Genomic DNA, 24,179 nt, shown 5'->3' with positions numbered 1-24,179 from the left:
TTAGGCTATATTTTTTCACTACATTTGCGGGAAATTTAAAAGATATGAATCGGGTTAACCTCCTGATTTCACATGTCAACACGCAAATTATTTTATGACCTCGCATCAAATACGACAGGCTTTTCTGGATTTTTTCCGCAGTAAAGGACATTTAATAGTACCATCTGCTCCATTGGTTGCTAAGAACGACCCTACCCTGATGTTCAATAATTCAGGAATGGCGCAGTTTAAAGACTTTTTTTTAGGAAACGGAACACCGCCTTCCTCCAGGATTGCAGATACTCAAAAATGCCTTCGCGTATCAGGAAAGCACAATGATCTGGAAGATGTAGGTTTTGATACCTATCACCATACCATGTTCGAAATGCTTGGGAACTGGTCTTTTGGAGATTATTTTAAAAAAGAAGCCATTACCTGGGCGTGGGAACTGCTGACGGAGGTTTATAAACTCCCAAAAGAAAGAATGTACGTTTCGGTATTTGAAGGTGATTCCAAAGATGGTGTACCATTTGATCAGGAAGCATGGGACCTTTGGAAACCGATCGTAGGTGAAGACCGTATTATTCTTGGAAATAAAAAAGATAATTTCTGGGAAATGGGTGATACCGGTCCGTGCGGTCCGTGTTCAGAAATCCATATCGATCTGCGTCCGGAAGCTGATCTTGCTCTTGTATCCGGAAAATCGCTTGTTAATAATGATCATCCACAGGTTGTTGAGATCTGGAACCTGGTTTTTATGCAATTTGAGCGTAAAGCCGACAGTTCACTGATTCCACTTCCTGCAACACATGTGGATACCGGAATGGGTTTTGAACGTCTTTGTATGGCCGTTCAAAGTAAAATGTCGAATTACGATACGGACGTTTTTCAAAATACGATCGAGGTTCTGGAAAGTCTTTCCGGAAAGGTTTACGGCGGTAACGATGAGCCGTTTGCGGACATCGCCATGCGGGTAATTGCGGATCATATCCGTGCCGTTGCTTTTGCTATCACCGACGGACAATTGCCTTCGAATGTGAAAGCAGGATACGTAATCCGCAGGATTTTGCGCCGTGCAGTTCGTTACGGCTATTCATATTTGGGATTACAGGAACCATTTTTTCATAAACTGGTGGCTGTTCTGTCAGATCAGTTTCAGGATGTATTTACAGAACTGAAAGCACAGGAAGAATTTGTAACACGGGTGATTCTGGAAGAAGAAAAAAGCTTCCTGCGAACACTTGAATCCGGCCTGAAAAGACTGGATGTTATCACAACTTCCCTTAAAGCAAAAGGAATCAGTGTAATCGCGGGAGACGAAGTTTTTGAACTCAGCGACACTTTTGGCTTTCCTGTTGATTTAACTGCACTTATTGCACGTGAGAAAGGATTTCAAATCGACGAAACCGGTTTCCAGTCTGCTTTACAGGAACAGAAAAAACGCTCGCGACAGGATGCAGCCAAGGAAGCTACCGACTGGATCGAATTGCGGGAATCAGATGGTGTAGAATTTTTGGGTTATGATTTCGAAGAAACGCATAGCAACATTGTAAAATACCGCAAGGTTAAAACCAAAGCCGGCGAAGAATACCATATTGTGCTTGACCGCACCCCTTTTTATGCAGAAATGGGTGGACAGGTTGGTGATACCGGTGTGCTGGAAGTGCCAGTTGGAACCGGATTGAAAACAATCAACATTTCGGATACCAAAAAGGAAAATGACCTTTTTGTACATATATCAACGGACAAAAATCTGGATGACGTTTTGCAGCAGGCAAGCCATGTTCTAGCTAAAATTGATCACGGGCGCCGGGCAAAAATTAAAGCGAACCACACTGCAACGCATTTGATGTTATCGTCGATGCGTGAAGTTTTAGGAACGCACATTGTTCAAAAAGGATCTTATCTGAACGACGAGGTGCTCCGTTTTGACTTTTCGCATTTTTCCAAAGTGACCGATGACGAGCTGAGAAGAATCGAAGACCGCGTTAATGAAAAGATCAGGGAAAACATTCTTCTTGATGAAAGACGTAATGTGCCCATTCAGCAGGCGATCTCAGAAGGTGCTACGGCAACCTTCGGAGAAAAATATGGTGACTTCGTAAGGTTGATCATTTTCGATCCAAAGTTCTCCTTTGAGCTTTGCGGTGGAACTCACGTTCCTTCAACGGGCGAAATAGGCATCTTCAAATTCACTTCGGAGGGTTCGGTTTCTGCGGGCGTTCGCCGGGTTGAAGCTGTTACAGGAGAAAAGGCGCTGGAAATTATGCGTCGCCAAGAAGAAACGATTTACTTGCTAAAAGAACTGTTAAAAGGACCAACCGATCTGATCAAAGCGGTTGAGAATCTTCTGGAAGAACGTAACACATTGCAGAAAAAAATTACGGCAATGGAAAACGAAAAACTACAGGAAATTAAGACAGGACTGATCAGCCGTATGAAAACGCATAAAACGTTTAACCTGATTGTAGCAAAAGTAAATGTTCCGGGGGCAGATTCTCTGAAACAATTATCGTATGAACTAAAAGACCAGGTTGAAAATCTGATCGCTGTTTTCGGTACCGAAATTGCCGGAAAACCACAGCTTTCTGTTTACATAGCCGAAAACATTGTGCAGGAAACCGGCTTAAACGCAGGTAAAATTGTTAAAGAACTGGCAAAAGAAATTCGCGGAGGCGGAGGAGGCCAGCCATTCTTCGCGACAGCAGGAGGTTCGGACGCAAGCGGACTGGATACTGCTCTGGAAAAAGCGAAGGAGTTGTTCTAAAATTGAATCATTGATAAAAAAGTAAGGCTGCTCTTTGGGGCAGCTTTACTTTTTTGCACCTACCAGATTAAACGCAATCCCTGTGGCTGATATTCCTGCATTTTATTGTCGTTGCTGATAAAACCCAGATTACTTTGGATTGCCTGCCAAATTAGCATTCTATCAAAAGGGTCCCGATGGTGTAAAGTTTTCAGGTTATGATAAGTGGACGATTCGGTTGCGTTTAACGGCATAATCCTGAACTGCATCTGACCAACAAGCTCCGGAATTTCGTCAGGAGTTACTCCGTGTAAATTTAATTTGCCAAGAGAAAACTTCAGCGAGATTTCCCAAAAGCTTATTGTGCTCACAAGAACTTCATTTGACGGCTCTTCCAGTATGCCGCTAACTTTAGGTGAAAGCTTTCCCCTATCAATCATCGCCCATACTAAAGTGTGTGTATCGAGCAAATATTTCATAATCCTAAAAACTCTTCTTCTGTAATTTCAAAATCTTCATTAAAAGCGGCAGTAGCTTTCCCTTCTAAAATACCTAAAACGCGCTTCTTAGATTTGAACTGATCTTTTTGCGGCATGAAATATCCAACCACTTCCTTTTTCCTGCCAAAAGTTACTGCAATTTCCTCTCCCGCCTTAACCTGGGCAATCACCTCGGAAAATTGGGCTTTAAATTCTCCCACAGTCATTGTCTTCATGTCTATCTTCTTTAAACCAAACAAATATAAAACCTAATTGACAAGTTGTCAAGAAAATTTTAGCTCAAAAAATTCAGTAGTTATGGCTTTAAACAAAAAAAGCAGACCCCTTGGAGCCTGCTTTTAACACTTTTTATAACGTTGAGTATTTTCTATGATCTTTAATTTCGTTTACTATTCCTCTGTTTTCAGCTGACCACGAATTTCTCCGTTGGGATATTTCGCTGTGTGAATGTTAACATAGTATAAACCGGCTTTTAAGTCAGCAAGCTGCTGTTCCGACAGCGTATCTTTAAATGCAAAAGGCGTAGAAAAAGTCTTCCCAAAATCGATGACGACTGCACCTGTTGTATCCACCGCGCCTTTGTGAATATGCCAGGCTGTTGGCGTAAATAACGAATCCGCTGCGGTTGAATCGGAAGCTGCTGAGTCGCTGTACATAATGTTCAGGCTCAGAATACCGGTTTCCTGATTAACCGTCCCATTTACTGATCCTGTTGCGGTAGAAGAATTGGCAGGCACCTCGTTAGCGCCTGAAAGTGTTGTACTTACTTTCAGATCAGGTAGCGGGATTGGATCAGTTATACTGTTGTCATCATCCTTACATCCCATCACTACAGCCAACAGAAACGTACCCATTAATGCTAATTTTTTCATATCGTTAAGCATTTTGTAAATATTTGATTTGCCCGATATTCTGAAAAATATAGTACCGGAACAGGCAAAAAATATCCAAATCGCTAACAATCAAAAGAGTAAACAGTATCGCACTACAGCCTTGGTGAGTAAAAGTGTAACCTTTTGACGAATTTATCTACACCATTTGTGCCCACTAGTATATTAATTGAAGTGAACCACAAACTGGCAGACAGTCACACGGGTAAGTATATACGAAAATCACAAAAGAGAAGGAAATTTTAAAGGCTTTCCGTAAACTATCAATTGCTCACCAGACAAACTGGATTCCCGCGTTAAATCCAACATAGATTCCCTGGAAATCACGGCTTCCGTTTTTACTCCATATAAACTTATCAATATAATCGTAGCCTTTGTTTTTACTGTGCTTTATATAATTAATTGTTGGTCCGCCAAAGATTTCAAAGTGGTTCCCAAATTTATAAGCTGGTAAAATCCGAAGATTATATTTGGCATAATCTCCTTTTTTAAAATCGGAGAGAAATTGATTAACGATTTCTGTATTGATCTTAAAAGAACCTGCTACGGGAATATGGGCACCAAGCCCTGATTCGACTGCATAGACAGACCTTCTGTCGTCTTTGAAATTATACCCTACTCCTAAAATCCCGTATAAAACCTTTCCGCCGGAACGAAACGTCGCCATTCCGGTAAGCGTTTCATCGAGTGTTAAACTAACCGACTTTTCTCCGTTTTTGACAAAATTCAACAGCGCGATCGGATAATCACTGCTGTCGGCAAAATTAATCAAACCTGCGAGCTGGATACCTTTCACATTTTTCGCGACATTCATAAATCCGGAAACCTGACTGCCCGTATTTCTGCTTTTGTTGAGAAAACCTGCAACCTGTAATCCTTTCATATCGTTTTTAATAACATTTGCGAATCCGGCTATTTGAACACCCTTTCCGCTTCCTGCCAGATTCATAAAACCGGCAACACCCGAACCAGCTGCTTCATTTCTTGTAATGTTGGCAAATCCTGCTATCTGCGTACCATTTGCGGAATTCCCGATCAAATTCATCAAACCGGAAATAACCGCGCCGTCCGCATTCTGTCTTGTAATGTTCGCAGCACCTGAAACAGCGATAACCGTTTCATTTTTTGAAACTCCCGCAATCGCGTGAAGTGAAAAGCGGTTGCTATATTCTGCTGCTTTTAACCCATTTGAACTGATTGGATAAACCAATCCAATATGGAACGAACGTATGGTATCGGATTGAGCAAATAAAGAGATGGAACTTAGAGCAGGTATAACTGCAAAAAGAATTTGCAAAAGGATAATTTGAGACTTTTTCATTGTGTTTGTATTTAAAGATTATCAAACACATACAGCGTCAACCATGGAATCGCAGGCCTTCAATTCAGGCGGTTTACACCGTATGTGCAGTACCGACAATCTGTTGAGGCCTTACCCTAAATCTTTAAAGACTTTTAGTAAAAACAAGCCCGTACCTTACAATGACGAACCATAATTCCAGCTTATTCCCACCTGCCAGCCCAGCCAGCTGCTTGTCGTTTTACCTGTTGAAAAAATTGCGTAACTACTAGGAGGAAATTGTTTAAAGCCCGCTTTTGCCTCAACTTGTTTGTTGTGTAAAAGCGAAAAGGAAGGACCCGCAGAAAGGGAAAGCCTTTTCGAAAGACTTAGATTCAGGGCTGTTTGAAGCCGGTTGATCACGGGCGCATTTTCCCAGCTTCCCAGGTAAAGGTTTTGGCTCGAAATTTCCGTTACCAACCCAAGCGCCCTTCCGAGCCGGAATTCTTTTCCAAAACCTAAACCAAATGTGTAAGCCTTTTCCTGATGACCAATGCCTGAGCCAGCCATCAGGATACTATAAAATTTATGACTGCCTGTTTTCCAGGCGATGTTAAACGGGACAATATCATTTGTAAAAACAGAAACACTTCCGGTTCCGTTTTTGATAAAATTAAAAATACCGATACTGTATCCCGAAGAACTGTCAGCAATATTTACAATTCCGATCTGGATCCCTTTCAGGTTCTTGGCGTAATTAACAGAACCCAGCTGCAAACCGCTCACTTCCCTCCTGCCCACGTTTCCCAAACCGGCAATCTGGACACCCGAAATGTCTTTTTTTACGATGTTGACGGCTCCGCCTAACTGAGTTCCATTGTAATTCCCACCAGCCCGGTTTATAATCGCGGAAGCCTGCAAACCTCTGGAATCCTGCCCCGTTAGATTTGCCGCGCCCGCAAGCTGAACGCCATGAAAACCTCCCGAAGTTTTGTTGAAAAAGCCGGAGATTTGAATACCTTTTAGATTTTTAGCAATAATATTCCCAAATCCCGATGCCTGCACACCTACCAGCGAATCGAGCACATGATTGTGAACACCTGCCATTTGAAGACCTTCTACATGCCCTGAAACAACATTAAAAACACCTGCAAGTTGTACATACCTGACGTTCTTCTTTGAAATATTAAACCAGCCCGCCAGCTCCAAACCGTTTACGCCAGCGGTATAACCTCCCATTAAATTCACCGAAACTTTGTTCGTTACCTGAGAGCTCATCCTGCCATGTGTTCCTAAGCCGGGAGTGAGCGACGCCTGATAAGGCAGAGAAACAAAAAATCTGCCGATGTTTTTGCTTTGTGCCCGTAGCCGCGAATTCACAAAAAGCCGGGCAAGCCAGGTATGGTCTCCTGCTGCATTATATACCAAAACTTCATCCAGGTCGATTGCCTGTGGATGTATGTTTATTCGTAAATCGATGTTACGCTCAGACTGTATCAACACGGACGTATCGGCATAACCCACTTTACTGATGTTCAGGGTAAAAGGAAAAACACGCTCTTTTAATTTTAGACGAAAAGAACCGTCGTCTTCCGTCAGGGAAGAAAGTAAATAGACTTTTGAATAAACGCTTGCGTAATCAACCGCATTACCTGTTTCGGAATCAAAAATACGACCGGTTATGTAAATAAATTTCTCCTCCGCAGCCCGTTGCAAAATAATATATTCATCTGTTTCTTTGTATTGAAAATTGCCTTTTAAAAGCAAATTAAGAACGTTTTTCACCGATTGATCTTTGGCGAAAAATGTTACCAGGCTGTCTCCCGGAACTTCCGTGCTATTGTAAGAAAAGTAAAATCCTCCCTTTTGGCTTATCGTCTGCAGAACCTCCGAAACGGGTTGACGGTTGGCAGTAATACTGATTTTTTGATTTAATAATTTCTGTGCAAAACATAAAGGCAATGCACCGACCATAAACAAAATGGCCAGTGCAACTACTTTAAAAAGCCTGAAAATATATTTCATTTTGAATTCATAAACCTATTTCAATACGATTGCATCGCCTTTTTGATCAACTGATATGTTAAATGTTTCACCAATGATGTGCAGCGTTTTGGACAATGGCGCTTCTTCAAAAGTTGTATTTATTTTCATATTTCTGAGCTTCTCTCCTTCAATAACAATGTTCGAATGATATACCTCATTCAGTTTACTAACCAGCTCCGACAGCGGTATATCTCTACAAATAAACTTTCCGGTCCGGTAATATTTATAAAATTCGTCTTCATTTTTTTCTTTTATCAAATCAACATTTCCTGCAGGAACTGTGATTTTCTCCATCGGCTTAATTGTTATTTTCTGTTTATCTTTTGCAACTTCAACCAAACCCGTTTCCACGATAACTTCCGTCTCCTTCGAATTACTTTTTATGTTAAACGATGTACCTACCACGGTTACAGTCACATCATTTACCGAGATCACAAAAGGTTTGGTTTTGTCCGGCTGCACGTCAAAGAATGCCTCGCCGTTCAGTGTTACCTGTCTGCTTTTTTCATTGGTAAAATTCTCGGGATAAGAAATCGAAGAGCGTTTGTTCAGTGTTACAACAGAGCCGTCGGGTAAAGTGTCGGTTAATGTTTGGGAATCTGATTTTACGGTGACCAGGTCCGGAGAAACGCTTTGAATAGTAAAAAGATAAACCAGCCAGGCCGCACCAGCGGTAAGCAGCATAACTGCCGCAACACGCACCCATGTACTCCAGATATTTCGTTTTAAAGGTATTACACCGCTTTCACCTTGTGTCCTGATTTTGAAACGCTCCCAGGCATCCTGTTCACTGACCGTACTTTGCGAAGCCAGCTCTCTGCTTTTCGACCAGATCAGCTTGAAATGAGAAAAATAGCGTTGATTTTCCTGCTTCTTCTTCAACCAATTGTCCACCTGCTTCTGTTCCGAATCTGTTGCCTCTCCCAACATACATTTCACCAGAAGATCATCCATCATGTCATTAAAATCTGTATCCACGATCTTTCTATTTTATTAACTGAGAAAAAATAACAAAAACGAAGCAGGTAAAAAATCAACCAGTTTTATTCGCAGCAATCGCAGTGCCTTACCCATTTGATTTTCAACCGTTTTGACAGGTATTGCAAGTATGTCAGCAATTTCCTGATATTTCAATTCTTCGGAACGGCTCATCTGAAAAATCGTCCTGCATTTTTCGGGCAATTCATTTAAGGCAGTTTCCAGCCTTTCTTCAAGTTCCCTGAGCTCTAAATTATGGGCAGTATTATCCGGATTTTCCATTTGTGTTACCGCGTAACTTTGATAAGCATCTCTTACTTTCAAATGTTTAATATAATTCAGACTTTCATGGTAAACAGACCGGTACAGATAACCACTGACTGATTCGTTAATTTGAATCTGGTCGGCTTTTTCCCACAATCTGCAAAAGACATTTTGTACCATTTCCTCGGCCATCACCTCATCTCGCAGGATGGTACAGGCGTAGGTATGAAGGCTCTTGAAATGTTTTTTGAAAACAAATTCAAATTCTTCTTCCCTGTCTTTATTCAAATATTGTCCTTCAGTATTGGCTGCGTTCATTACAAACGGGATTGTTTTCACTGCAAAAGTAAGCGCCTGGCTTCGTTGTTCATCAGCATGACAACAAACCAGGCGCTTACCCTAATTTTTTATTGAAAACTTCTAACTCTTTTTCTTAACCGCTTTTAGCGAATCTGCTTTTGAGGTTTTGAACCGCTTATCCGGAGTACCATCTTTTTTCAGGTTTTTGTTTTCATTATACCTTTTGTCAGGTGTTCCGTCTTTTTTCAGTTTTTGATTTTCGGTATACCTTTTATCAGGTGTACCATCTTTTTTGGTTTTAATTTCCTTTTTAGCCGGAGTTGTAGCCGGCGTAGCTGTTTGTGCGAAAGTACTGCCGGCAACCAGGAAAAACGCGGCGATCATTAAGGCTTTAATCTTCTTCATTTTCTTTGATCAATAAGTGAGCGATAGTTTAATATTCACATCGTAAAAATAAGACTTCCCCTAAACATTTACGTCACCGTAAGAAAGTAATAATAAAGATTAATAACAATTTAATACAAAAGACTTCACAAAAAGTCATACGCTATGTTTGTTGCTGCCCCTGCATTGGTTGTGATATCCATCGTCCTTACAATCCACCTGTTTCCAAAACTGACTGTAAGGCAGCCCCGGCAAACAAAAAGTTCCTGATAATGCCTGTGCAACATTATCAATTAAACTGATTATATTCTAGCTTTTCATAGATTAAATTTATTACTTTACGCACTGGGAACTGAGGATCCGGATTAAAATATTGAAATGAACATTCAACAACTAGAATATATCGTCGCCGTAGATAACCACAGACATTTTATCCAGGCAGCCGAGCATTGTAACGTCACCCAGCCGACCCTTTCAATGATGATCAGGAAACTGGAGGATGAACTGGGAATAAAAATCTTTGACCGCACCAAGCAGCCAATAGTTCCCACTGGAATAGGCCGACAAATTATCGATCAGGCAAAAACGATATTAAGAGAAACCGGAAGGATGAATGAAATTGCCAAACATTTTAATGGTGATTTGTCCGGTGAGCTTAGAATTGGCATTATCCCTACGGTTGCACCTTATCTTCTGCCGCATTTTGTCCAGCCGTTTATCGCAGCCTATCCGGAGATTCGCCTTCATGTTTCTGAAATGATTACCGAACGAATTACCAGTGAGCTCAAATTAGGAAATCTCGATGTCGGCATCGTTGCTTCCGTTTCAGACGAAAGCAGTTTACAGGAAATTCCTTTGTACAAAGAACGTTTTTATGCATACGTTTCAGAGCATACTGATCTTTACAGCAAACAATATATCCTGCCGGGTGATATCGAACCGAATGAACTATGGCTTTTGGAAGAAGGGCATTGTTTCCGCACCCAGATACAGCGGTTATGCGAATTGAGTCGTAACAGCCAGTTTGGTAACAGTTTCAACTATCGCTCCGGAAGCATCGAAACGCTTATGCGTATGGTCGACCGCAATGGTGGTATCACGATTCTCCCTGAATTGGCGATACAGGAATTGTCAGACGAACGTAAAAAACATATTCGTCATTTTAAATATCCTGAACCTGCGCGCGAGGTTTGCCTGGTCGTAAATCGTGAACAGGTAAAAACGAGATTGATCGAAGCGCTGCGAAGCGGCATCATGAAATATGTTCCTCAGGTGGTTTATGAGGATAGTAAGGAGGTTCGCGTTTTGTAACCAACAGGTTTTCATGTGAACAATTGAAAACCAATTCAAACAAACATTACTATTTTACAAGTCCACTTTAAGAATAGTTAAAGTATTTTATAACTAAGGTTTAAAAATAGTAAGCTTATTAAGTTAGATCATAAATTATTTACCAGCTTTTTTAGCCAAATAGACTTCCATTTCACTCAAAGACAAAGTATTAAAAGTCATCTCTTTGGTCAATCCTCCCTTACGTGCAACAGCTATGCCGTAGTGCATATCAAAATAACCTTCCTTTGAATGAGCATCGGGATTGATACTTAACAAAACGCCTTTTTCCATGCAGTAAGCTATCCACCTCCAGTCCAGATCCAGCCTCCATGGCGAAGCGTTAATTTCCACCACCACCTGATGTTCTGCGCAGGCGTCGATGATGGCTTTATGATCTATCGGATAGCCTTCACGGGATAATAAAAGTCTGCCGGTTGGATGACCGAGTATAGTCGTGTAAGGATTTTCAATGGCTTTAAGCAGCCTTGCCGTTGCTTTTTCCAGCGACATGGTAAGATTGCTGTGAACGGAAGCAACGATATAATCAAAGCTGGCCAGAATTTCGGAGGGATAATCCAGTGAGCCATCTCCCAAAATATCAGATTCAATGCCCTTTAAGATTTTAAAAGGTTTATCCGGATTTTCTGCGGCGAACCTTGCATTCAGCTTTGCAATCTCTTCATGCTGTTTGATAACCTCTTCAACTTTCAACCCTTGGGCATAAGTGGCAGTTTGCGAGTGATCTGCAATTCCCAAATACTCAAACCCAAGTTCCTGACAGTAAAGTGCCATTTGCTCCAGTGTATTCTGTCCGTCCGAATAGGTGCTATGATTATGTAAAATTCCTTTCAGATCGTCCCAGGTTACAAGCTGATCTGATGTATGGTTTTCAGCCCATAGAAATTCGCCGGCACCTTCACGCATTTCAGGAACAATGTAAGGCAAACCGGCATTTTGGTAAACGGCTTCTTCTGTATCCACCGAACCGAAATAAGCATGTTTCCAAATCGTGCTTCCTGCGCTTGTTGCCTGTCCCAAATGTGCTTCCGCCGCTGATTCCAGGAAAAGATCGTTCACCATTCTTTCCGGTTTTACAGCCATCACCTCCACATTTACAGCAATGTCCTGCACATTTCCCCGCCATACAAAAGGTGAAGAATTTTTCTCATCCTGAACCAGAAATTCAATTTGTTTTAGAGCGCTTTGAAGCAAAACCGGAGATTCTGTTTTTACCAAAATTTTTATCGTATCAACTATTTCCGACCGGCGACGCAAATCACCTGCTACCTCCACTTCCTGAAAAGTATTTTTTAACGCATCTGTTATTAGCCTGGCAACCACTTCCGCTTTGTCCATCCTCAACTTTCCTGCCTGATCTTTTAAAAATGCAAGCGAGTCCAGGATCTTCTGCTGAATACTTCCACCCAAACCTTTGAGTTTTGCAACAGAGCCATTAAGACAGGCGAGTTCGAGTTCATGTAAATTATCAATACCCAGTTCCCGCCAGAGAACTGCAATCTTCTTGGGCCCTATCCCTTTGATATTGAACATTTCCATCACGCCCAAAGGCGTGTTGCTGAGCAATTCTTCCAGCTCAGGGAATGTACCTGTTTGAACAATCTGCACAATTTTGGCCGCAGTACTTTTTCCAATTCCCTGAAGTTTGGTGAGCTCCTCGTGCGTCATATATTGCAGCTCCCCATCCTTGTATTTATCAAGATAAAAAGCCGCTACTCCATATCCCTTTATTTTGAAAGGATCAGCGCCATGCAGTTCCATTAACTTTGCAGTTAGTTCAAGGATCTCGACAATTTCAGGATTACTCATAGGAAACGGATTAAAAATGTTCTGCGAATTACGAATATACAAACGGAAAGAGCAAGAACAAGAGTGGATTTGGGGGTGATGGGCCACGGGGGAAATGGCATAGGTCGGTTGAATACCAACATTGATAACGGAGTTAAACAGCATCATTGTTGGTATTCAACCCTGTCAGGGTTGGTGAAAATTTTGTTTGTTCCGGAACCCCCGGTTGCACCGGGGGCTATTTGTGTTGAAGCCCGATGGGCTATTTGGACCTGTGCTCTTTAATTATGAGAGTTTGATGACCATTGATACTACCCTACAACCCAACGGGTTGAATTTGAATAGCCGTAGGTGAAACCTACGGAAAACATATCATACATTCGTTTTAATCAACCCTAACAGGGTTGAACAGCAACTTTATTAATATTCAGGGGGGCCAGGTTTAGATAATTGAATCTCAATTCACTGTTTTCTATTTTTAACAAACTGAAACAAAAGCTCTTAAACCAATACAAACATGGCAACTATCACTATCACCGAAGTAATATTTCCCAAATCCAGACAGGAATGGCGTGACTGGCTGAGTAGCTATTTTGATACGGCAAAGGAAGTTTGGGTGGCTATTCCAAAAAAGGACAAACCCATGGGTTACAATGATATTATCGAAGAAGCTTTATGTTTTAACTGGATAGACAGTACATTAAAAACACTGGACGAAAATCATACCGTACAGCGGATGAGTCCCAGAAAAACCAAGGGAAATTTTTCGCAGCTTAACATCGAACGTATCTGGCTGATTTTGGAACAAAATCTGGTGCATCCGCAATTTGAACAAAACCTTCAGGCGGTTGCAGATACAACATTTATCTATCCCGACGATATCATGACAGCAATTAAGCACAACGAGCAAGCACGGAAGTATTTCAATTCATTCCCAGAGCCTTACAGGCGTTTACGGATCGCTTCGATTGAAGTGGCTCGCGGAGATAAAGCGCTTTTTGAAAAGCGATTAGCAGCTTTTATTAAAAAAACCGCGCAGAACAAGCGAATGACAGCATCAGCCGGGATGGAGAAATATTATTGAATCATTAGGAATAGTCCAAAAAGTACTTTAACAAGTACAAACTGACAGATACAAATTTCATTTCCTAATTTTTCGATTCCCGATGAATATTGAACAAATAAAAAACTATCGCAAAGAAGCATACCAACATTTAACAACAGAGCTTTTACCTTTTTGGGAAAACCGATGCGTCGACAAAGAAAACGGTGGATTTATCACACATTTTGATAATGCCGGCATTGACTCCGGGGAAGACGAAAAATCCTTAATAGCGCAAACCAGAACCGTTTACACGTTTTCAGCCGCCCACCGTGCCGGTTATGGTGATGGCCGGTATGCAGAGATTGCCCGTCACGGAGTTGAATTTTTAATCAATAAAATGTGGGACAACGAGCACAACGGGTTTTACTGGCTGATGGACCGAAAAGGCAATGTCAGGATAGATGAGAAAATCGTTTACGGACATAGCTTCGCTATTTACAGTCTTGCTGAGTACACTCTTGCCACGGGTGATCCGCGTGGGTTGGAATATGCCGAAAAAGTTTTTGACCTCTTGCAAATACACGGAGCGGATACACATTACGGCGGCTATTTCGAAATGTTTCACCGAAACTGGGAACTGAAAGGCACTGGTCCGGCAGGAGGAGATCGTAAAACACTTGATGCGCACATGCATTTGATGGAAGCTTTTACAACCCTTTATGAAGCTAGCGGCAAACAGGTACACAGGCGAAAATTACTGGAAATTATCGAGCTTCTTGTCAGCAAAATCATGCATCCGGTTTACGGTACAGGAATCCCGCAGTTTTGGGCCGACTGGGCAGTTGCCCCTCAAATCAAATTTGATATTATCTGGGGTTGGGACCGTTTTTCGGAAGACGGATTTAAAAGTTCAGCCGAAGACAATACAAGTTATGGCCATAACGTAGAATTTGCCTGGCTGCTGATGCACGCGCTGGACATTGCCGGGGTGCCGTATGATACTTATGAAAGCCAGATCCTAAAATCATTTGACCATGCCGTTCAAAACGGGATTGACTGGGAGTTTGGCGGCGTTTATGTAGAAGGATCACATGAAGGAGAAGTTTATGACCGGGAAAAAGAGTTCTGGCAACAGGCAGAGGTGATCATAGGAATGCTGGATGCATACCGGGTATATGGAGATGACAAATATCTGAAAGCTTATGATGCTGTACACCGTTTCGTTTTTGATAAAATGATCAAACGTGAGGTAGGTGAATGGCTTCCGCTGCTCACACGTCAGGGCGAACCGATCTGGAATCATATAAGCCACTCATGGAAAGTAAATTACCACTCGGTGCGATCCATGGTGCAGGGAATAATCCTCCTGGATAAGCTGTTGAACCAGGTCGAAATTTCGGAATAAGACTATTTTTTATTGTTTAAATTTAATTTATGTAGACAAAAAACAGCATTTGAGCAGTTTAAAGTACAATCTTGGGAAAATTATGCGCAACAGAACAATTACACACAGATAATGATCGCCTGCTTCTATCAATCTGATGTGTTTAGTAAATCTCTTTAAATCAATAGCTTTCACAAAAAACTACCAGTTGAATTAAAATAAAACTGATTTACAATCGCGTCTAAGGGCATAGTTATTTTAATTATTAGGGCAAACGTGCTTTACAGAAAACATACATTCTCAAACTTAAATAACCGAAATCATGAGTGCCTTCACGCAACAAGTAAAAGGAAACTGGAATGAATTGAAAGGAAAATTTAAGCAACAATATGCTGATTTAACCGACGATGATTTATTATATGAAGAAGGAAAAGAAGATGAACTTCTGGGAAATCTTCAAAAAAAATTAGGTAAGACCCGCGAAGAGGTGGAAAGTGAAGTTGACAGCTGGTCACGATAGTTCTTCGTTAAACCCCTTTTAGAAAGTGCCTTTGGAGCTGTATGTTTCAGAGGCATTTTTTATTTGGTTACACCGGTTATATGTAGAAATTGGAGGACCAGGAAAACTTAACTTAAATCCCATTTTGGATTAAGCCTGTTAATACTTTTTAATGGATGATGAACTCGCTCGATGCAGATATCCCGTTCCGGTCTTTCAGGTAGAAAAAACCGTATTTGAAATTATCTTTTGGAATTGATGTTGTGATAACTCTCTTACCTGTTTCGATCGTTGCCTCCTGTTTAATCCAAACTCTTTTTTCATTGGAAGAAACCGTGTCATTGGAAAAATAAAATTCTGACATTACCAGAGGAACTTCTGATTTGTATGATACCACCATCCGGGATTTATTTGATTTTGGCTTTCCAACTTTTGCTATTGGCGCAGTCTTATTAATTACACTTTCAAAAAAATACCTGATTTCTTTAGGCTCCCAACCCGAAACGTGATCGTGACGCATATCTGGCAAAACGACTACTTTTCTCCTCTTTTCCTTTACAAGATGATATGTTTTGCTGTAAGGAACTACATTATAGAACTTGTCTTTATTTCCGTTTAAAAAACAAAACTTTGTTTTAGCAAAAGGCATGTAAACAGAAGGGTCAAAATAGTACATCCATCTTCGCTTACCGTTAGCCGTCAATTGATTGAGCGGCTCCTTAAACACATCCGATTCGTCGTAATAACCACAGCCATATACGGGCACTGCGGCTTTAAAACGATTGTCCAGGGAACCGACAATGCAGGTCAGATATCCTCCCCAGCTTATTCCGGTGAGACAGGTTTTGCTTTTGTCGATTTCCGAAAAACTTAGCAGCAGCGAATGCGCAAGAATAGAACTCGCCACGGCATGGTAGGTCCAGACGTTTTTAAGATTACCTTTTTCGATCTTATCGAATTTATTTTCATGAGACTGCTCCGGGCCTGGCTGAGCTACCTTTTTACCATCAGCACCGTTTCCCGAAAGATCCATTGCAATAGCTGCATAACCTTCCGAAGCCCACTTTTCAACCCACGCTTTGAAGGCCTGCCCTCCCCCGCCATGTATCAGCACAACGCCGGGAAATTTATTACTACCAACAGGCTTTCCGGCCAAAATATCCGGGTTAGAATAATAAGCAAAAACCTGTGTAGGCTTCCCCTCAAAATCTACACTATTATAAATAAGTGAATACACCTTTGATGTCTTATCAATCCATTGTACTTCCGGTGCTTTACTTAGCGTCTGTAAATCCCAAAGCAGCGAATCCGTTTTGATCGGTTTTTGGTCAATCATCAAATCACCCGTATTTTGGGAAAAGCTTTTGAGGGAAATCAGTAACAGTAAGATGACAAGTTTTTTCATGTTACAACCAGACTGAACAAATTAAAGATTAATTGAAAATATACTTTAAAACCAGACTTATTTGGTCATAAAGATGGTTCTTATCATAAGTCTTAAGTAGTTTTGAGCTACTGCTGAAAGCCGGTTGACCGGATCATTATTCTTTAAATTATTGACCATCAAATGGATGATATTATAGCCGCCCGATCTCAAATGGCCCTTTCTTTGGGTTTTCACATTGTCTTTTCCTGCATTGGCATGGTGATGCCTTTTTTCATGGCTGTGTCTCACTTTTACTGGCTGAAAACCAACAACGTCGTTTATAAAAATGTTACTAAGGCATGGAGTAAAGGCGTGGCCATTTTCTTTGCAACCGGCGCCGTGTCGGGAACCGTTCTTTCTTTTGAACTTGGTTTACTATGGCCGGAATTCATGAAACATGCCGGACCTATTTTCGGCATGCCTTTCTCATTGGAAGGGACCGCTTTTTTCATTGAAGCAATTGCCCTTGGCTTCTTTTTATACGGCTGGGACCGGTTTAATAAGTGGTTTCACTGGTTCACTGGCGTTATCGTAGGTGTAAGCGGACTTGCTTCAGGCATACTGGTCGTAGCAGCCAACGCATGGATGAACAGCCCGGCAGGATTTGATTTTGTAGATGGGAAATATCTGAATGTTGACCCCATCGCTGCCATGTTTAACGACGCCTGGTTTTCGCAGGCCTTACACATGACCGTCGCTGCCTTTGTAGCTACCGGATTTGCCGTTGCGGGTGTTCACGCCCTCATGATTTTGAAAGGACAAAATATTCTTTTTCACACCAAATCTTTTACCATAGCAGCAATCTTTGGCTGTGTAGCCGCACTCCTGCAACCGCTTAGCGGAGATATTTCTGCGAAAGATGTTGCCAAACGACAGCCAGCAAAACTTGCAGCCATGGAAGCACATTTTCATACCGAAAAATCAGCTTCCTTGATTGTCGGCGGAATTCCTGATGAGAAAAATAAAAGGGTGGATTACGCCGTCAAACTTCCAGGTTTTTTAAGCTTTTTGGCTCATGGTGATTTCAAATCAGAGGTCAAAGGATTGGACAGTATCCCGGAAGAAAATCATCCGCCCGTCGCAATCACACACTACGCTTTCCAGATAATGGTTGGAATGGGCATGCTCATGATGCTTGTTTCTGTTTTGTATTTTACAGCCCTCTGGAAGAAAAAACATTGGCTAACCAGTCGCTGGCTGCTAAAACTGTTTGTGACAGCCACTCCGCTTGGATTTATCGCCGTGGAAGCCGGGTGGACGGTAACCGAAGTGGGCCGCCAACCCTGGATCATTAATGGAATTATGCGGACTGCCGATGCGGTGACACCCATGCCCGGAATCGTCTACTCATTTTACATTTTTTCCGGAGTTTACATTTCGCTGGCCATCATCGTCATTTTCATGCTTTACCGGCAGATTAAAATGGTTGGTAAACTTTATGACCTTCCCGCCAAAAAATAAAAGTTCTGAGTTAACAGTCAAAAGTTTACAGTCTTAGTAAAATTTCATTTTACTTTTCACATTTCAATAAGATGTTATACGTCGTCATCATATTTCTCTGGACTGCGATTTTGCTTTATCTGCTTTTGGGCGGAGCTGATTTTGGTGCTGGTATAATTGAATTGTTTACTTCCAAAAAAAATAAAAGTATCACCCGTAAAACGCTTTATTCGGCAATCGGGCCTATTTGGGAAGCGAACCACATGTGGCTGATCATTGCCATCGTTATCCTGTTTGTAGGCTTTCCGGTTATTTACACCACCATGTCTGTAAATCTGCATATTCCGCTCACAGTGATGCTTCTTGGAATTATTGCCAGAGGGACCGCCTTCACTTTCAGGCATTACGATGCGGTGGTTGACGACATGCAGAATCTTTATAACCCGATTTTTGCATGGTCAAGTTTTATAACGCCTTTGTTTCTTGGAATCATCGCAGGAAGTGCTGTTTCAGGTCATATAGATCCCAATGCCAATACTTTTATGGAAGCTTACATTTTCAGCTGGCTTCACTGGTTTTCCGTTGCGGTTGGGTTATTTACCGTTTCGATCTGCGGATTTCTTGCATCTGTTTATCTGATCGGCGAAACGGATGACGAGCACGACCGGCTTCGTTTTGCGCATAAAGCACAGTTTTTCAATATCGCCGCGGTAGTTTGCGGAATATTGGTTTTCATCGCGTCTTTGATCGAACACATCCCGCTGATCGACTGGGTATTTGGCAATTGGGTTGGCCATATCGCAATTTTGTCCGCTACACTTTCACTGGTTTGGATGTGGTATTTATTGTACCAGGGAAAAACGTTTTTACTCCGCCCGTTAGCTGGTTTTCAGGTCACGATGATCTTGCTCACAACAACCTATCGTCATTTTCCAAACATCGTAATCTTAAAAAACGGAGGATATTTGTCGCTTCTGGAACACAGCGGCCAGGAGAAAACAATTTATGCGCTGGGTATGGCTTTGCTTTTGGGGAGCATTTTTATTCTTCCTGCCTTGTTTTATTTGATTTACAGTTTCCAGAAGAAAGAAGAGGTTGCTCACTGAACAAGAACCGACATTCTTGTCCATCTATAGCAAAACAAACCGGAAAGGAACTAATTAATTGACTGATTATGTTGCGCTAACAGTAAGACTCAGCCATAGAACTTCCGACTGCGCAGAACGACTATTCCTCTGCGTTATAAAATTTGCAGCACCCGTTTTTTAATAAAATATCGTTTCGGAATACATGGATCTTCGTTTTTTGCTGTCTTTTCTCTGCTGTTCTGCTTTGTTTATGAAACCTTGCAGGTGCCAGGATCTGAAACCGGGGCTTACCGGCATGGGGCCTTCAAAATGGGTTACATTTAAACACAGTTATGCTCCTGGTAAATACTACCGGTCAGTTGATGGTCCGAAGAAAAAATACACCCAGGAAGATTTATATGTAAGAGCATGGATTCCGATCCTGCACAAGCCCAACTATGCCATAGTTGTCGGTCCGCACTACCGAACCGAGCAGCTTGAATTTAAGAACTCAGGCGAAAACCCGATAAACCAAATGGACAACTGGCAGCTTCGGTCTATGGGTATCGACCTCAAATCGTTTTTCAAACTAAACAGCACTTCCTATCTGGTTGTAGCTTCCAATGTCACGAAAAGCGGAAACCTGACAGAAGTTCCCTTTCGGCATGTTCCGCTTAACTACAACTTTACTTCTGTTTTCATGAAGAAAAGATCGGAACGGAGCGAGATTGGAATAGGCGTTCTGGTCAGTCGCGCGCAAAACCTTAGTGTGCTGCCGGTACTCGTACTCAATTATAATTTCCCTTCCGAAAAATCAGGACTTGAAATTGCTTTGCCAAAGAAAATTTCGTGGCGCTATAATCTTTCACCAACGGATATTTTTTATATAAAGAGTGAAGCTGTCACAAAAAGTTATTACACCTACAAAGCTGACAGACAGCCTTCTCTGTTCCGGCTGATTGATCTGGATACCGGTGTAACCTACAACAAGCAGATCAATAAATTGATCGGGGTTGAAGTTTTCGGTGGCTACAGGATGAACGTCAGCAACAGGCTTCCATCCGGTATTGTCCCGGTAAGAACGTCCGGGTTGGCCGCATCCTTTGAAATTTATCTCCTTCCACCTTTTTCATCAAGAAAAAAGTAAGGTTCTTTAACCCTCATTAATACAGTCCCTCATTTGCCTATTGTCCCAATCTGCCTCTGTACAGTCAGCAGGTTAGTGTGACGCTGTTCCTTAAATTCCGCCTCTCGGAATACAGAAAACACACTTAGAAATACTTTTACAAATCTTCAAATTAAATGTAGTTGACAATTTTTAGTTGTGAGATAATAAACAGATATACTCCAAACCAAAAATTAAATTAACCTGCTTCAGAAGATTTTATTCCCCCCTTCATTTTATAAAGTTTCCGTTATCCCAGTTTTGTGCCCGATAAAGTCATTTTGGATAATTCGCACAAAAACTCCTCATATTTTGATCGAAAACAGGTTATAAAACAAAACAAAACATTCATAATACAATTTACCATAAACACACATTTTCAACTCAATACATGACACTATCCAGAATTTAATTTTACAAATTCAGAAATAGTCAGAATTTAACCTTACAAAAATTAACATATTTTTACCAAAATTATCTCTTCTTAAAACGATATTAGCAAGAACCCCCTGAGACTCTGAACAGCGGCAAATTGTCATTTTTCTTTTTGCTTACTTTATCAAAAGTAAAACGAAAACAAGATAGATATGAGAGCTAAATTACCATGGTTACTGTTGCTGTTCTGCATGGTCGGTGTTGTTCACGCACAGACTGTTTCGATCTCCGGTGTGGTTGTAGCAAAGGAAGATAATTTGCCTATGCCGGGTGTTACCATTCGTGTTTCCGGAACATCTACGGGAACGCAAACGGATGCTGACGGAAAATTCAAAATTGACGTTGCGCCGTCGTCTAAAATCATTGCTTCCTTTATAGGATACACTACGCAGGAAGTTCCTGTTACTTCCCAAAGCAATTACAAAATCATACTTGTAGCAGAAGCACGGGCTTTACAGGAGCTTGTTGTAGTAGGTTATGGTGAGCAAAACCGTCGTACTGTTACTGGGGCAATTTCTACTGTTTCGGCCGACCAGATAAAAAACATCCCAAGCCCAAGTGCGGACCAGCTTTTGCAGGGTCGCAGCCCGGGGGTTCAGGTAAGCGCAGGATCAGGAGAACCGGGAACGAGTATTATGGTTCGTGTCCGCGGAGCAACTTCTATCAATGCAAGTTCTGAACCTTTGTACGTAATTGACGGAGTTCCAATCGTTTCGCAAAACCTGGCCAGAAGTACTTTCGGTCAGCCAAGTAATCCCTTGGCAGATTTGAATCCATCAGATATTGAATCGATGGAAATCCTGAAAGATGCATCTGCAACAGCTATTTATGGTGCCCGTGCAGCAAATGGCGTTATCCTGATCACTACCAAAAGAGGTAAGTCAGGCAAACCTGTTATTTCTATTTCTTCTTATGTAGGAACATCCAAAGCTTGGAAAGATCCTAACGATCTTCGTGTAGACGGACCTACTTTTGAAAGATTGCAAAATGAAGCTTCTGCAAATAACTGGAGTGATACTTACGGTTCAATAACTGCACTTAACCCTGCCGGAGTAGCCTACAAGCCTGCTTATGCAAACCCTGATGCAGCGATCAATACCAACTGGATTGACCCGATCATGCAGAGCGGAGCACTTTACAACATTGATGCTTCCATTTCAGGTGGAAACGAACGTATCAAATATCTGGTTTCGGGTAACACATTCAAACAGGAAGGTATCATGAAACCAACGCTATTTGATCGTAAGACATTCAGAACCAATTTGGATTTTGCTGTTTCTGACGCTGTGAAATTTGGAACAAGCATTTTTTACTCAACCAGCAAGCGTAACAGGATCCAAAACGGTAACAACATCAACTCTGCTTTGGCAAACGCCTATTTCTACCCAAGTAACATTCCGATTTACAACGCCGACGGAACTTACAACCGTCCGGTTTGGGAAAGTCCTGTTGCGATTGTGAATGAAACGGATTACCTGATGAATACCGACAGGATCATCGGAAATATATTCGGAGACTGGAAAATAGCAAACGGATTGGTGTTCCGTACCAACTGGAGTGTTGATAACAATTACATTTATGAAAACCAGTATTCCAATACCAACCTGACTGCGGGATCTGGTGTGGGCGGAACTGCTACAAACAGTGTAACCAGGGATTATAACTGGATTAACGAAAACGTACTGACTTATCAGACAAGATTAGCCGGAAAGCACAACTTCAACATCCTTGTTGGTAACACGCTGCAGAAAAATGTAAACAATTACACTTCTGCAACAGGTACAGGTTTCCCAAGTAATGAGTTCCGCACCATTGCAGCCGCAGCGATTAAAAACTCTACCGCTGATCAGACTTCATGGGGAATTGCTTCTTTCTTTGGAAGGGTGAACTATGACTTTTCGAAAAAATACCTTTTCACAGGTAACCTTCGCTATGATGGTTCATCACGTTTCGGAGCGAATCACAGATGGGGTATGTTCCCTTCCGCATCGGTTGGCTGGGCTGTTTCGGAAGAGAATTTCATGAAAAGCGTAAAGGCTATTTCAGAACTTAAACTAAGAGCAAGTTACGGTGTAACAGGTAACCAGGGTGGTATCGGCAACTTTGCTTCACTTGGTTTATGGGGTGGACAAAGAGGCGGTTTGCGTGGTGGTGGCGGTGTAACACCAGGTGCCGGCGGATCTGCTGCTTATGCTGATTATCCGGGTTTTAACGCAATTCAGCTTGCAAACCCGGATCTTAAATGGGAAACAACTGCACAGTTTGACATCGGTGTTGATGTGGGTCTGTTCCAGGATAAACTGAACGTAACTTTTGATTACTATAACAAACAAACCAAAGACATGCTTTTGGAAGTACCTGTTCCCCGCTCAACCGGATACAGTACTTTGATCCAGAATTATGGTGCAATGGAAAACAAGGGTTTTGAATTGGGTATCAATGCCAACGCGATCCAAAAAGAGAATTTCAGCTGGGATATTGCATTCAACCTTTCACGAAACAAAAACCTGGTTAAAAAGCTTGCTGCGCCGATCAGTGCATTTACAAGAGATTATATCCGTATTGAAGAAGGTTATCCATTGTTCTCTTTTTATGTCCACGAACAATTGGGCGTTGACAAACAAACAGGAGACATTATCTGGAACACAGGAGCTGATGATATCTTCAATGTAAACACCGACAGATTTATCTTAAAGAAAAGTGCATGGCCTGATTTCCAGGGAGGTCTTACCAACAACTTCAAATACAAAGCCTTTGATTTGATGGCATTTGTTCAGTACAGTTATGGTAACTACGTTTTCAACTACAACCGTTATTTCTTTGAGCATGGCGGCGAACGTACAACAGGTTACAGCTCTCAGCAGCTTGACCGCTGGCAAAAACCAGGTGACGAAACGGACATTCCGCGCCTGGCCCGTAAAAACTACGATACCAACTTCCGTCCTTCACGTCATGTTGAAGACGCATCTTACATCCGTCTGAAAAATGTAAGTCTGGGCTTTACAGTTCCAAAAACGCTTACTTCAAAAATCGGTATCGGAAGCGCGAGACTTTATGTTTCAGGACAAAACGTGCTGACATTCACCAAGTATTCCGGACTTGACCCTGAGGTATCGGTTAGTCCTTCTGAAACTGTTCAGGGCGTTGACCAGGGCGTAATGCCTCAGCCACGTATATGGATGGGCGGAATCAATCTTACATTTTAATTACAAAA

At 41.7% G+C, this 24,179-nt stretch carries 19 protein-coding genes; 9 read left to right on the top strand and 10 right to left on the bottom strand.

Annotated elements, in window-relative coordinates:
* Positions 1-94: 94 nt before the first annotated feature.
* Entirely contained in the window at positions 95-2,746 is a 2,652-nt protein-coding gene (gene alaS / locus E0F88_RS15120) for an alanine--tRNA ligase (RefSeq protein WP_131959112.1), read from the top strand.
* A 59-nt stretch (positions 2,747-2,805) separates the two neighbouring features.
* Here the strand turns inward: alaS and E0F88_RS15115 are convergent, their stop codons facing one another.
* The 8 genes from E0F88_RS15115 to E0F88_RS15080 all read right to left on the bottom strand — a co-directional run bounded on the left by E0F88_RS15115 (position 2,806) and on the right by E0F88_RS15080 (position 9,387).
* Positions 2,806-3,204: a type II toxin-antitoxin system VapC family toxin gene (locus tag E0F88_RS15115; protein ID WP_131959111.1), complete on the bottom strand. Its 399-nt coding sequence runs from the start codon at positions 3,202-3,204 to the stop codon at positions 2,806-2,808.
* Complete coding sequence (locus E0F88_RS15110) at positions 3,201-3,440, bottom strand: type II toxin-antitoxin system Phd/YefM family antitoxin (RefSeq protein ID WP_131959110.1); 240 nt, start codon at positions 3,438-3,440, stop codon at positions 3,201-3,203. Before E0F88_RS15110 ends, E0F88_RS15115 begins: the two co-directional genes overlap by 4 nt.
* 174 nt (positions 3,441-3,614) lie before the next feature.
* Complete coding sequence (locus E0F88_RS15105; protein WP_131959109.1) at positions 3,615-4,097, bottom strand: CHRD domain-containing protein; 483 nt, start codon at positions 4,095-4,097, stop codon at positions 3,615-3,617.
* Between the two features lie 289 nt (positions 4,098-4,386).
* Positions 4,387-5,436, bottom strand: a complete 1,050-nt coding sequence (locus E0F88_RS15100; protein WP_131959108.1) for a hypothetical protein — start codon at positions 5,434-5,436, stop codon at positions 4,387-4,389.
* Positions 5,437-5,592: 156 nt separating this feature from the next.
* Positions 5,593-7,419 (bottom strand): STN and carboxypeptidase regulatory-like domain-containing protein, encoded by a 1,827-nt coding sequence (locus tag E0F88_RS15095; protein WP_229213777.1) that lies wholly within the window; start codon positions 7,417-7,419, stop codon positions 5,593-5,595.
* 15 nt (positions 7,420-7,434) lie between these two features.
* The gene (locus E0F88_RS15090; protein ID WP_131959107.1) at positions 7,435-8,418 is read right to left on the bottom strand and encodes a FecR family protein; all 984 of its coding nucleotides are present in this window, start codon (positions 8,416-8,418) and stop codon (positions 7,435-7,437) included.
* A gap of 15 nt (positions 8,419-8,433) precedes the next feature.
* Positions 8,434-9,000 (bottom strand): RNA polymerase sigma-70 factor, encoded by a 567-nt coding sequence (locus E0F88_RS15085; RefSeq protein ID WP_131959106.1) that lies wholly within the window; start codon positions 8,998-9,000, stop codon positions 8,434-8,436.
* Positions 9,001-9,102: 102 nt separating this feature from the next.
* The gene (locus tag E0F88_RS15080) at positions 9,103-9,387 is read right to left on the bottom strand and encodes a hypothetical protein (protein WP_131959105.1); all 285 of its coding nucleotides are present in this window, start codon (positions 9,385-9,387) and stop codon (positions 9,103-9,105) included.
* Between the two features lie 357 nt (positions 9,388-9,744).
* Between E0F88_RS15080 and E0F88_RS15075 the strand changes: the two genes are divergently transcribed.
* Positions 9,745-10,677, top strand: a complete 933-nt coding sequence (locus tag E0F88_RS15075; protein WP_131959104.1) for a hydrogen peroxide-inducible genes activator — start codon at positions 9,745-9,747, stop codon at positions 10,675-10,677.
* Between the two features lie 135 nt (positions 10,678-10,812).
* Here E0F88_RS15075 and E0F88_RS15070 read toward each other — a convergent pair whose 3' ends face one another.
* Positions 10,813-12,525 carry a DNA polymerase/3'-5' exonuclease PolX gene (locus tag E0F88_RS15070; RefSeq protein WP_131959103.1) on the bottom strand — a complete coding sequence of 571 codons (1,713 nt, stop codon included), beginning with the start codon at positions 12,523-12,525 and terminating at the stop codon, positions 10,813-10,815.
* 496 nt (positions 12,526-13,021) lie between these two features.
* Between E0F88_RS15070 and E0F88_RS15065 the strand changes: the two genes are divergently transcribed.
* The 3 genes from E0F88_RS15065 (at position 13,022) to E0F88_RS15055 (ending at position 15,453) form a co-directional block, all read left to right on the top strand.
* A complete protein-coding gene (locus E0F88_RS15065) occupies positions 13,022-13,588 on the top strand; it encodes a YdeI/OmpD-associated family protein (RefSeq protein ID WP_131959102.1) in 567 nt (188 codons plus the stop codon).
* Between the two features lie 82 nt (positions 13,589-13,670).
* Positions 13,671-14,954, top strand: a complete 1,284-nt coding sequence (locus E0F88_RS15060; RefSeq protein ID WP_131959101.1) for a beta-1,2-mannosidase — start codon at positions 13,671-13,673, stop codon at positions 14,952-14,954.
* Positions 14,955-15,255: 301 nt separating this feature from the next.
* Complete coding sequence (locus E0F88_RS15055; protein WP_131959100.1) at positions 15,256-15,453, top strand: CsbD family protein; 198 nt, start codon at positions 15,256-15,258, stop codon at positions 15,451-15,453.
* A 148-nt stretch (positions 15,454-15,601) separates the two neighbouring features.
* Here the strand turns inward: E0F88_RS15055 and E0F88_RS15050 are convergent, their stop codons facing one another.
* Positions 15,602-16,837 (bottom strand): alpha/beta hydrolase family protein, encoded by a 1,236-nt coding sequence (locus tag E0F88_RS15050; RefSeq protein ID WP_131959099.1) that lies wholly within the window; start codon positions 16,835-16,837, stop codon positions 15,602-15,604.
* A gap of 162 nt (positions 16,838-16,999) precedes the next feature.
* Between E0F88_RS15050 and E0F88_RS15045 the strand changes: the two genes are divergently transcribed.
* From E0F88_RS15045 to E0F88_RS15030, 4 genes are all read left to right on the top strand, one after another.
* On the top strand, positions 17,000-18,319 hold the full coding sequence (locus tag E0F88_RS15045; protein ID WP_131959098.1) for a cytochrome ubiquinol oxidase subunit I: 1,320 nt from the start codon (positions 17,000-17,002) through the stop codon (positions 18,317-18,319).
* Between the two features lie 71 nt (positions 18,320-18,390).
* On the top strand, positions 18,391-19,404 hold the full coding sequence (locus E0F88_RS15040; protein WP_131959097.1) for a cytochrome d ubiquinol oxidase subunit II: 1,014 nt from the start codon (positions 18,391-18,393) through the stop codon (positions 19,402-19,404).
* A gap of 232 nt (positions 19,405-19,636) precedes the next feature.
* Positions 19,637-20,512 (top strand): DUF6268 family outer membrane beta-barrel protein, encoded by an 876-nt coding sequence (locus E0F88_RS15035; RefSeq protein ID WP_131959096.1) that lies wholly within the window; start codon positions 19,637-19,639, stop codon positions 20,510-20,512.
* A 605-nt stretch (positions 20,513-21,117) separates the two neighbouring features.
* On the top strand, positions 21,118-24,171 hold the full coding sequence (locus E0F88_RS15030; protein WP_131959095.1) for a SusC/RagA family TonB-linked outer membrane protein: 3,054 nt from the start codon (positions 21,118-21,120) through the stop codon (positions 24,169-24,171).
* Positions 24,172-24,179 lie beyond the last annotated feature (8 nt).

The sequence above is a fragment of the Dyadobacter psychrotolerans genome, assembly GCF_004349265.1.
GTDB lineage: Bacteria > Bacteroidota > Bacteroidia > Cytophagales > Spirosomataceae > Dyadobacter > Dyadobacter psychrotolerans.
The sequence above is the reverse complement of the archived record's forward strand: the minus strand, read 5'-3'. Positions and strand labels throughout refer to the sequence as shown.

Coding starts and splice junctions, on each gene's coding strand:
- alaS (WP_131959112.1), top strand. CDS start 95: ATGACCTCGCATCAAATACGACAGGCTTTTCTGGATTTTTTCCGCAGT.
- E0F88_RS15115 (WP_131959111.1), bottom strand. CDS start 3,204: ATGAAATATTTGCTCGATACACACACTTTAGTATGGGCGATGATTGAT.
- E0F88_RS15110 (WP_131959110.1), bottom strand. CDS start 3,440: ATGAAGACAATGACTGTGGGAGAATTTAAAGCCCAATTTTCCGAGGTG.
- E0F88_RS15105 (WP_131959109.1), bottom strand. CDS start 4,097: ATGAAAAAATTAGCATTAATGGGTACGTTTCTGTTGGCTGTAGTGATG.
- E0F88_RS15100 (WP_131959108.1), bottom strand. CDS start 5,436: ATGAAAAAGTCTCAAATTATCCTTTTGCAAATTCTTTTTGCAGTTATA.
- E0F88_RS15095 (WP_229213777.1), bottom strand. CDS start 7,419: ATGAAATATATTTTCAGGCTTTTTAAAGTAGTTGCACTGGCCATTTTG.
- E0F88_RS15085 (WP_131959106.1), bottom strand. CDS start 9,000: ATGAACGCAGCCAATACTGAAGGACAATATTTGAATAAAGACAGGGAA.
- E0F88_RS15080 (WP_131959105.1), bottom strand. CDS start 9,387: ATGAAGAAGATTAAAGCCTTAATGATCGCCGCGTTTTTCCTGGTTGCC.
- E0F88_RS15075 (WP_131959104.1), top strand. CDS start 9,745: ATGAACATTCAACAACTAGAATATATCGTCGCCGTAGATAACCACAGA.
- E0F88_RS15070 (WP_131959103.1), bottom strand. CDS start 12,525: ATGAGTAATCCTGAAATTGTCGAGATCCTTGAACTAACTGCAAAGTTA.
- E0F88_RS15065 (WP_131959102.1), top strand. CDS start 13,022: ATGGCAACTATCACTATCACCGAAGTAATATTTCCCAAATCCAGACAG.
- E0F88_RS15060 (WP_131959101.1), top strand. CDS start 13,671: ATGAATATTGAACAAATAAAAAACTATCGCAAAGAAGCATACCAACAT.
- E0F88_RS15055 (WP_131959100.1), top strand. CDS start 15,256: ATGAGTGCCTTCACGCAACAAGTAAAAGGAAACTGGAATGAATTGAAA.
- E0F88_RS15050 (WP_131959099.1), bottom strand. CDS start 16,837: ATGAAAAAACTTGTCATCTTACTGTTACTGATTTCCCTCAAAAGCTTT.
- E0F88_RS15045 (WP_131959098.1), top strand. CDS start 17,000: ATGGATGATATTATAGCCGCCCGATCTCAAATGGCCCTTTCTTTGGGT.
- E0F88_RS15040 (WP_131959097.1), top strand. CDS start 18,391: ATGTTATACGTCGTCATCATATTTCTCTGGACTGCGATTTTGCTTTAT.
- E0F88_RS15035 (WP_131959096.1), top strand. CDS start 19,637: ATGAAACCTTGCAGGTGCCAGGATCTGAAACCGGGGCTTACCGGCATG.
- E0F88_RS15030 (WP_131959095.1), top strand. CDS start 21,118: ATGAGAGCTAAATTACCATGGTTACTGTTGCTGTTCTGCATGGTCGGT.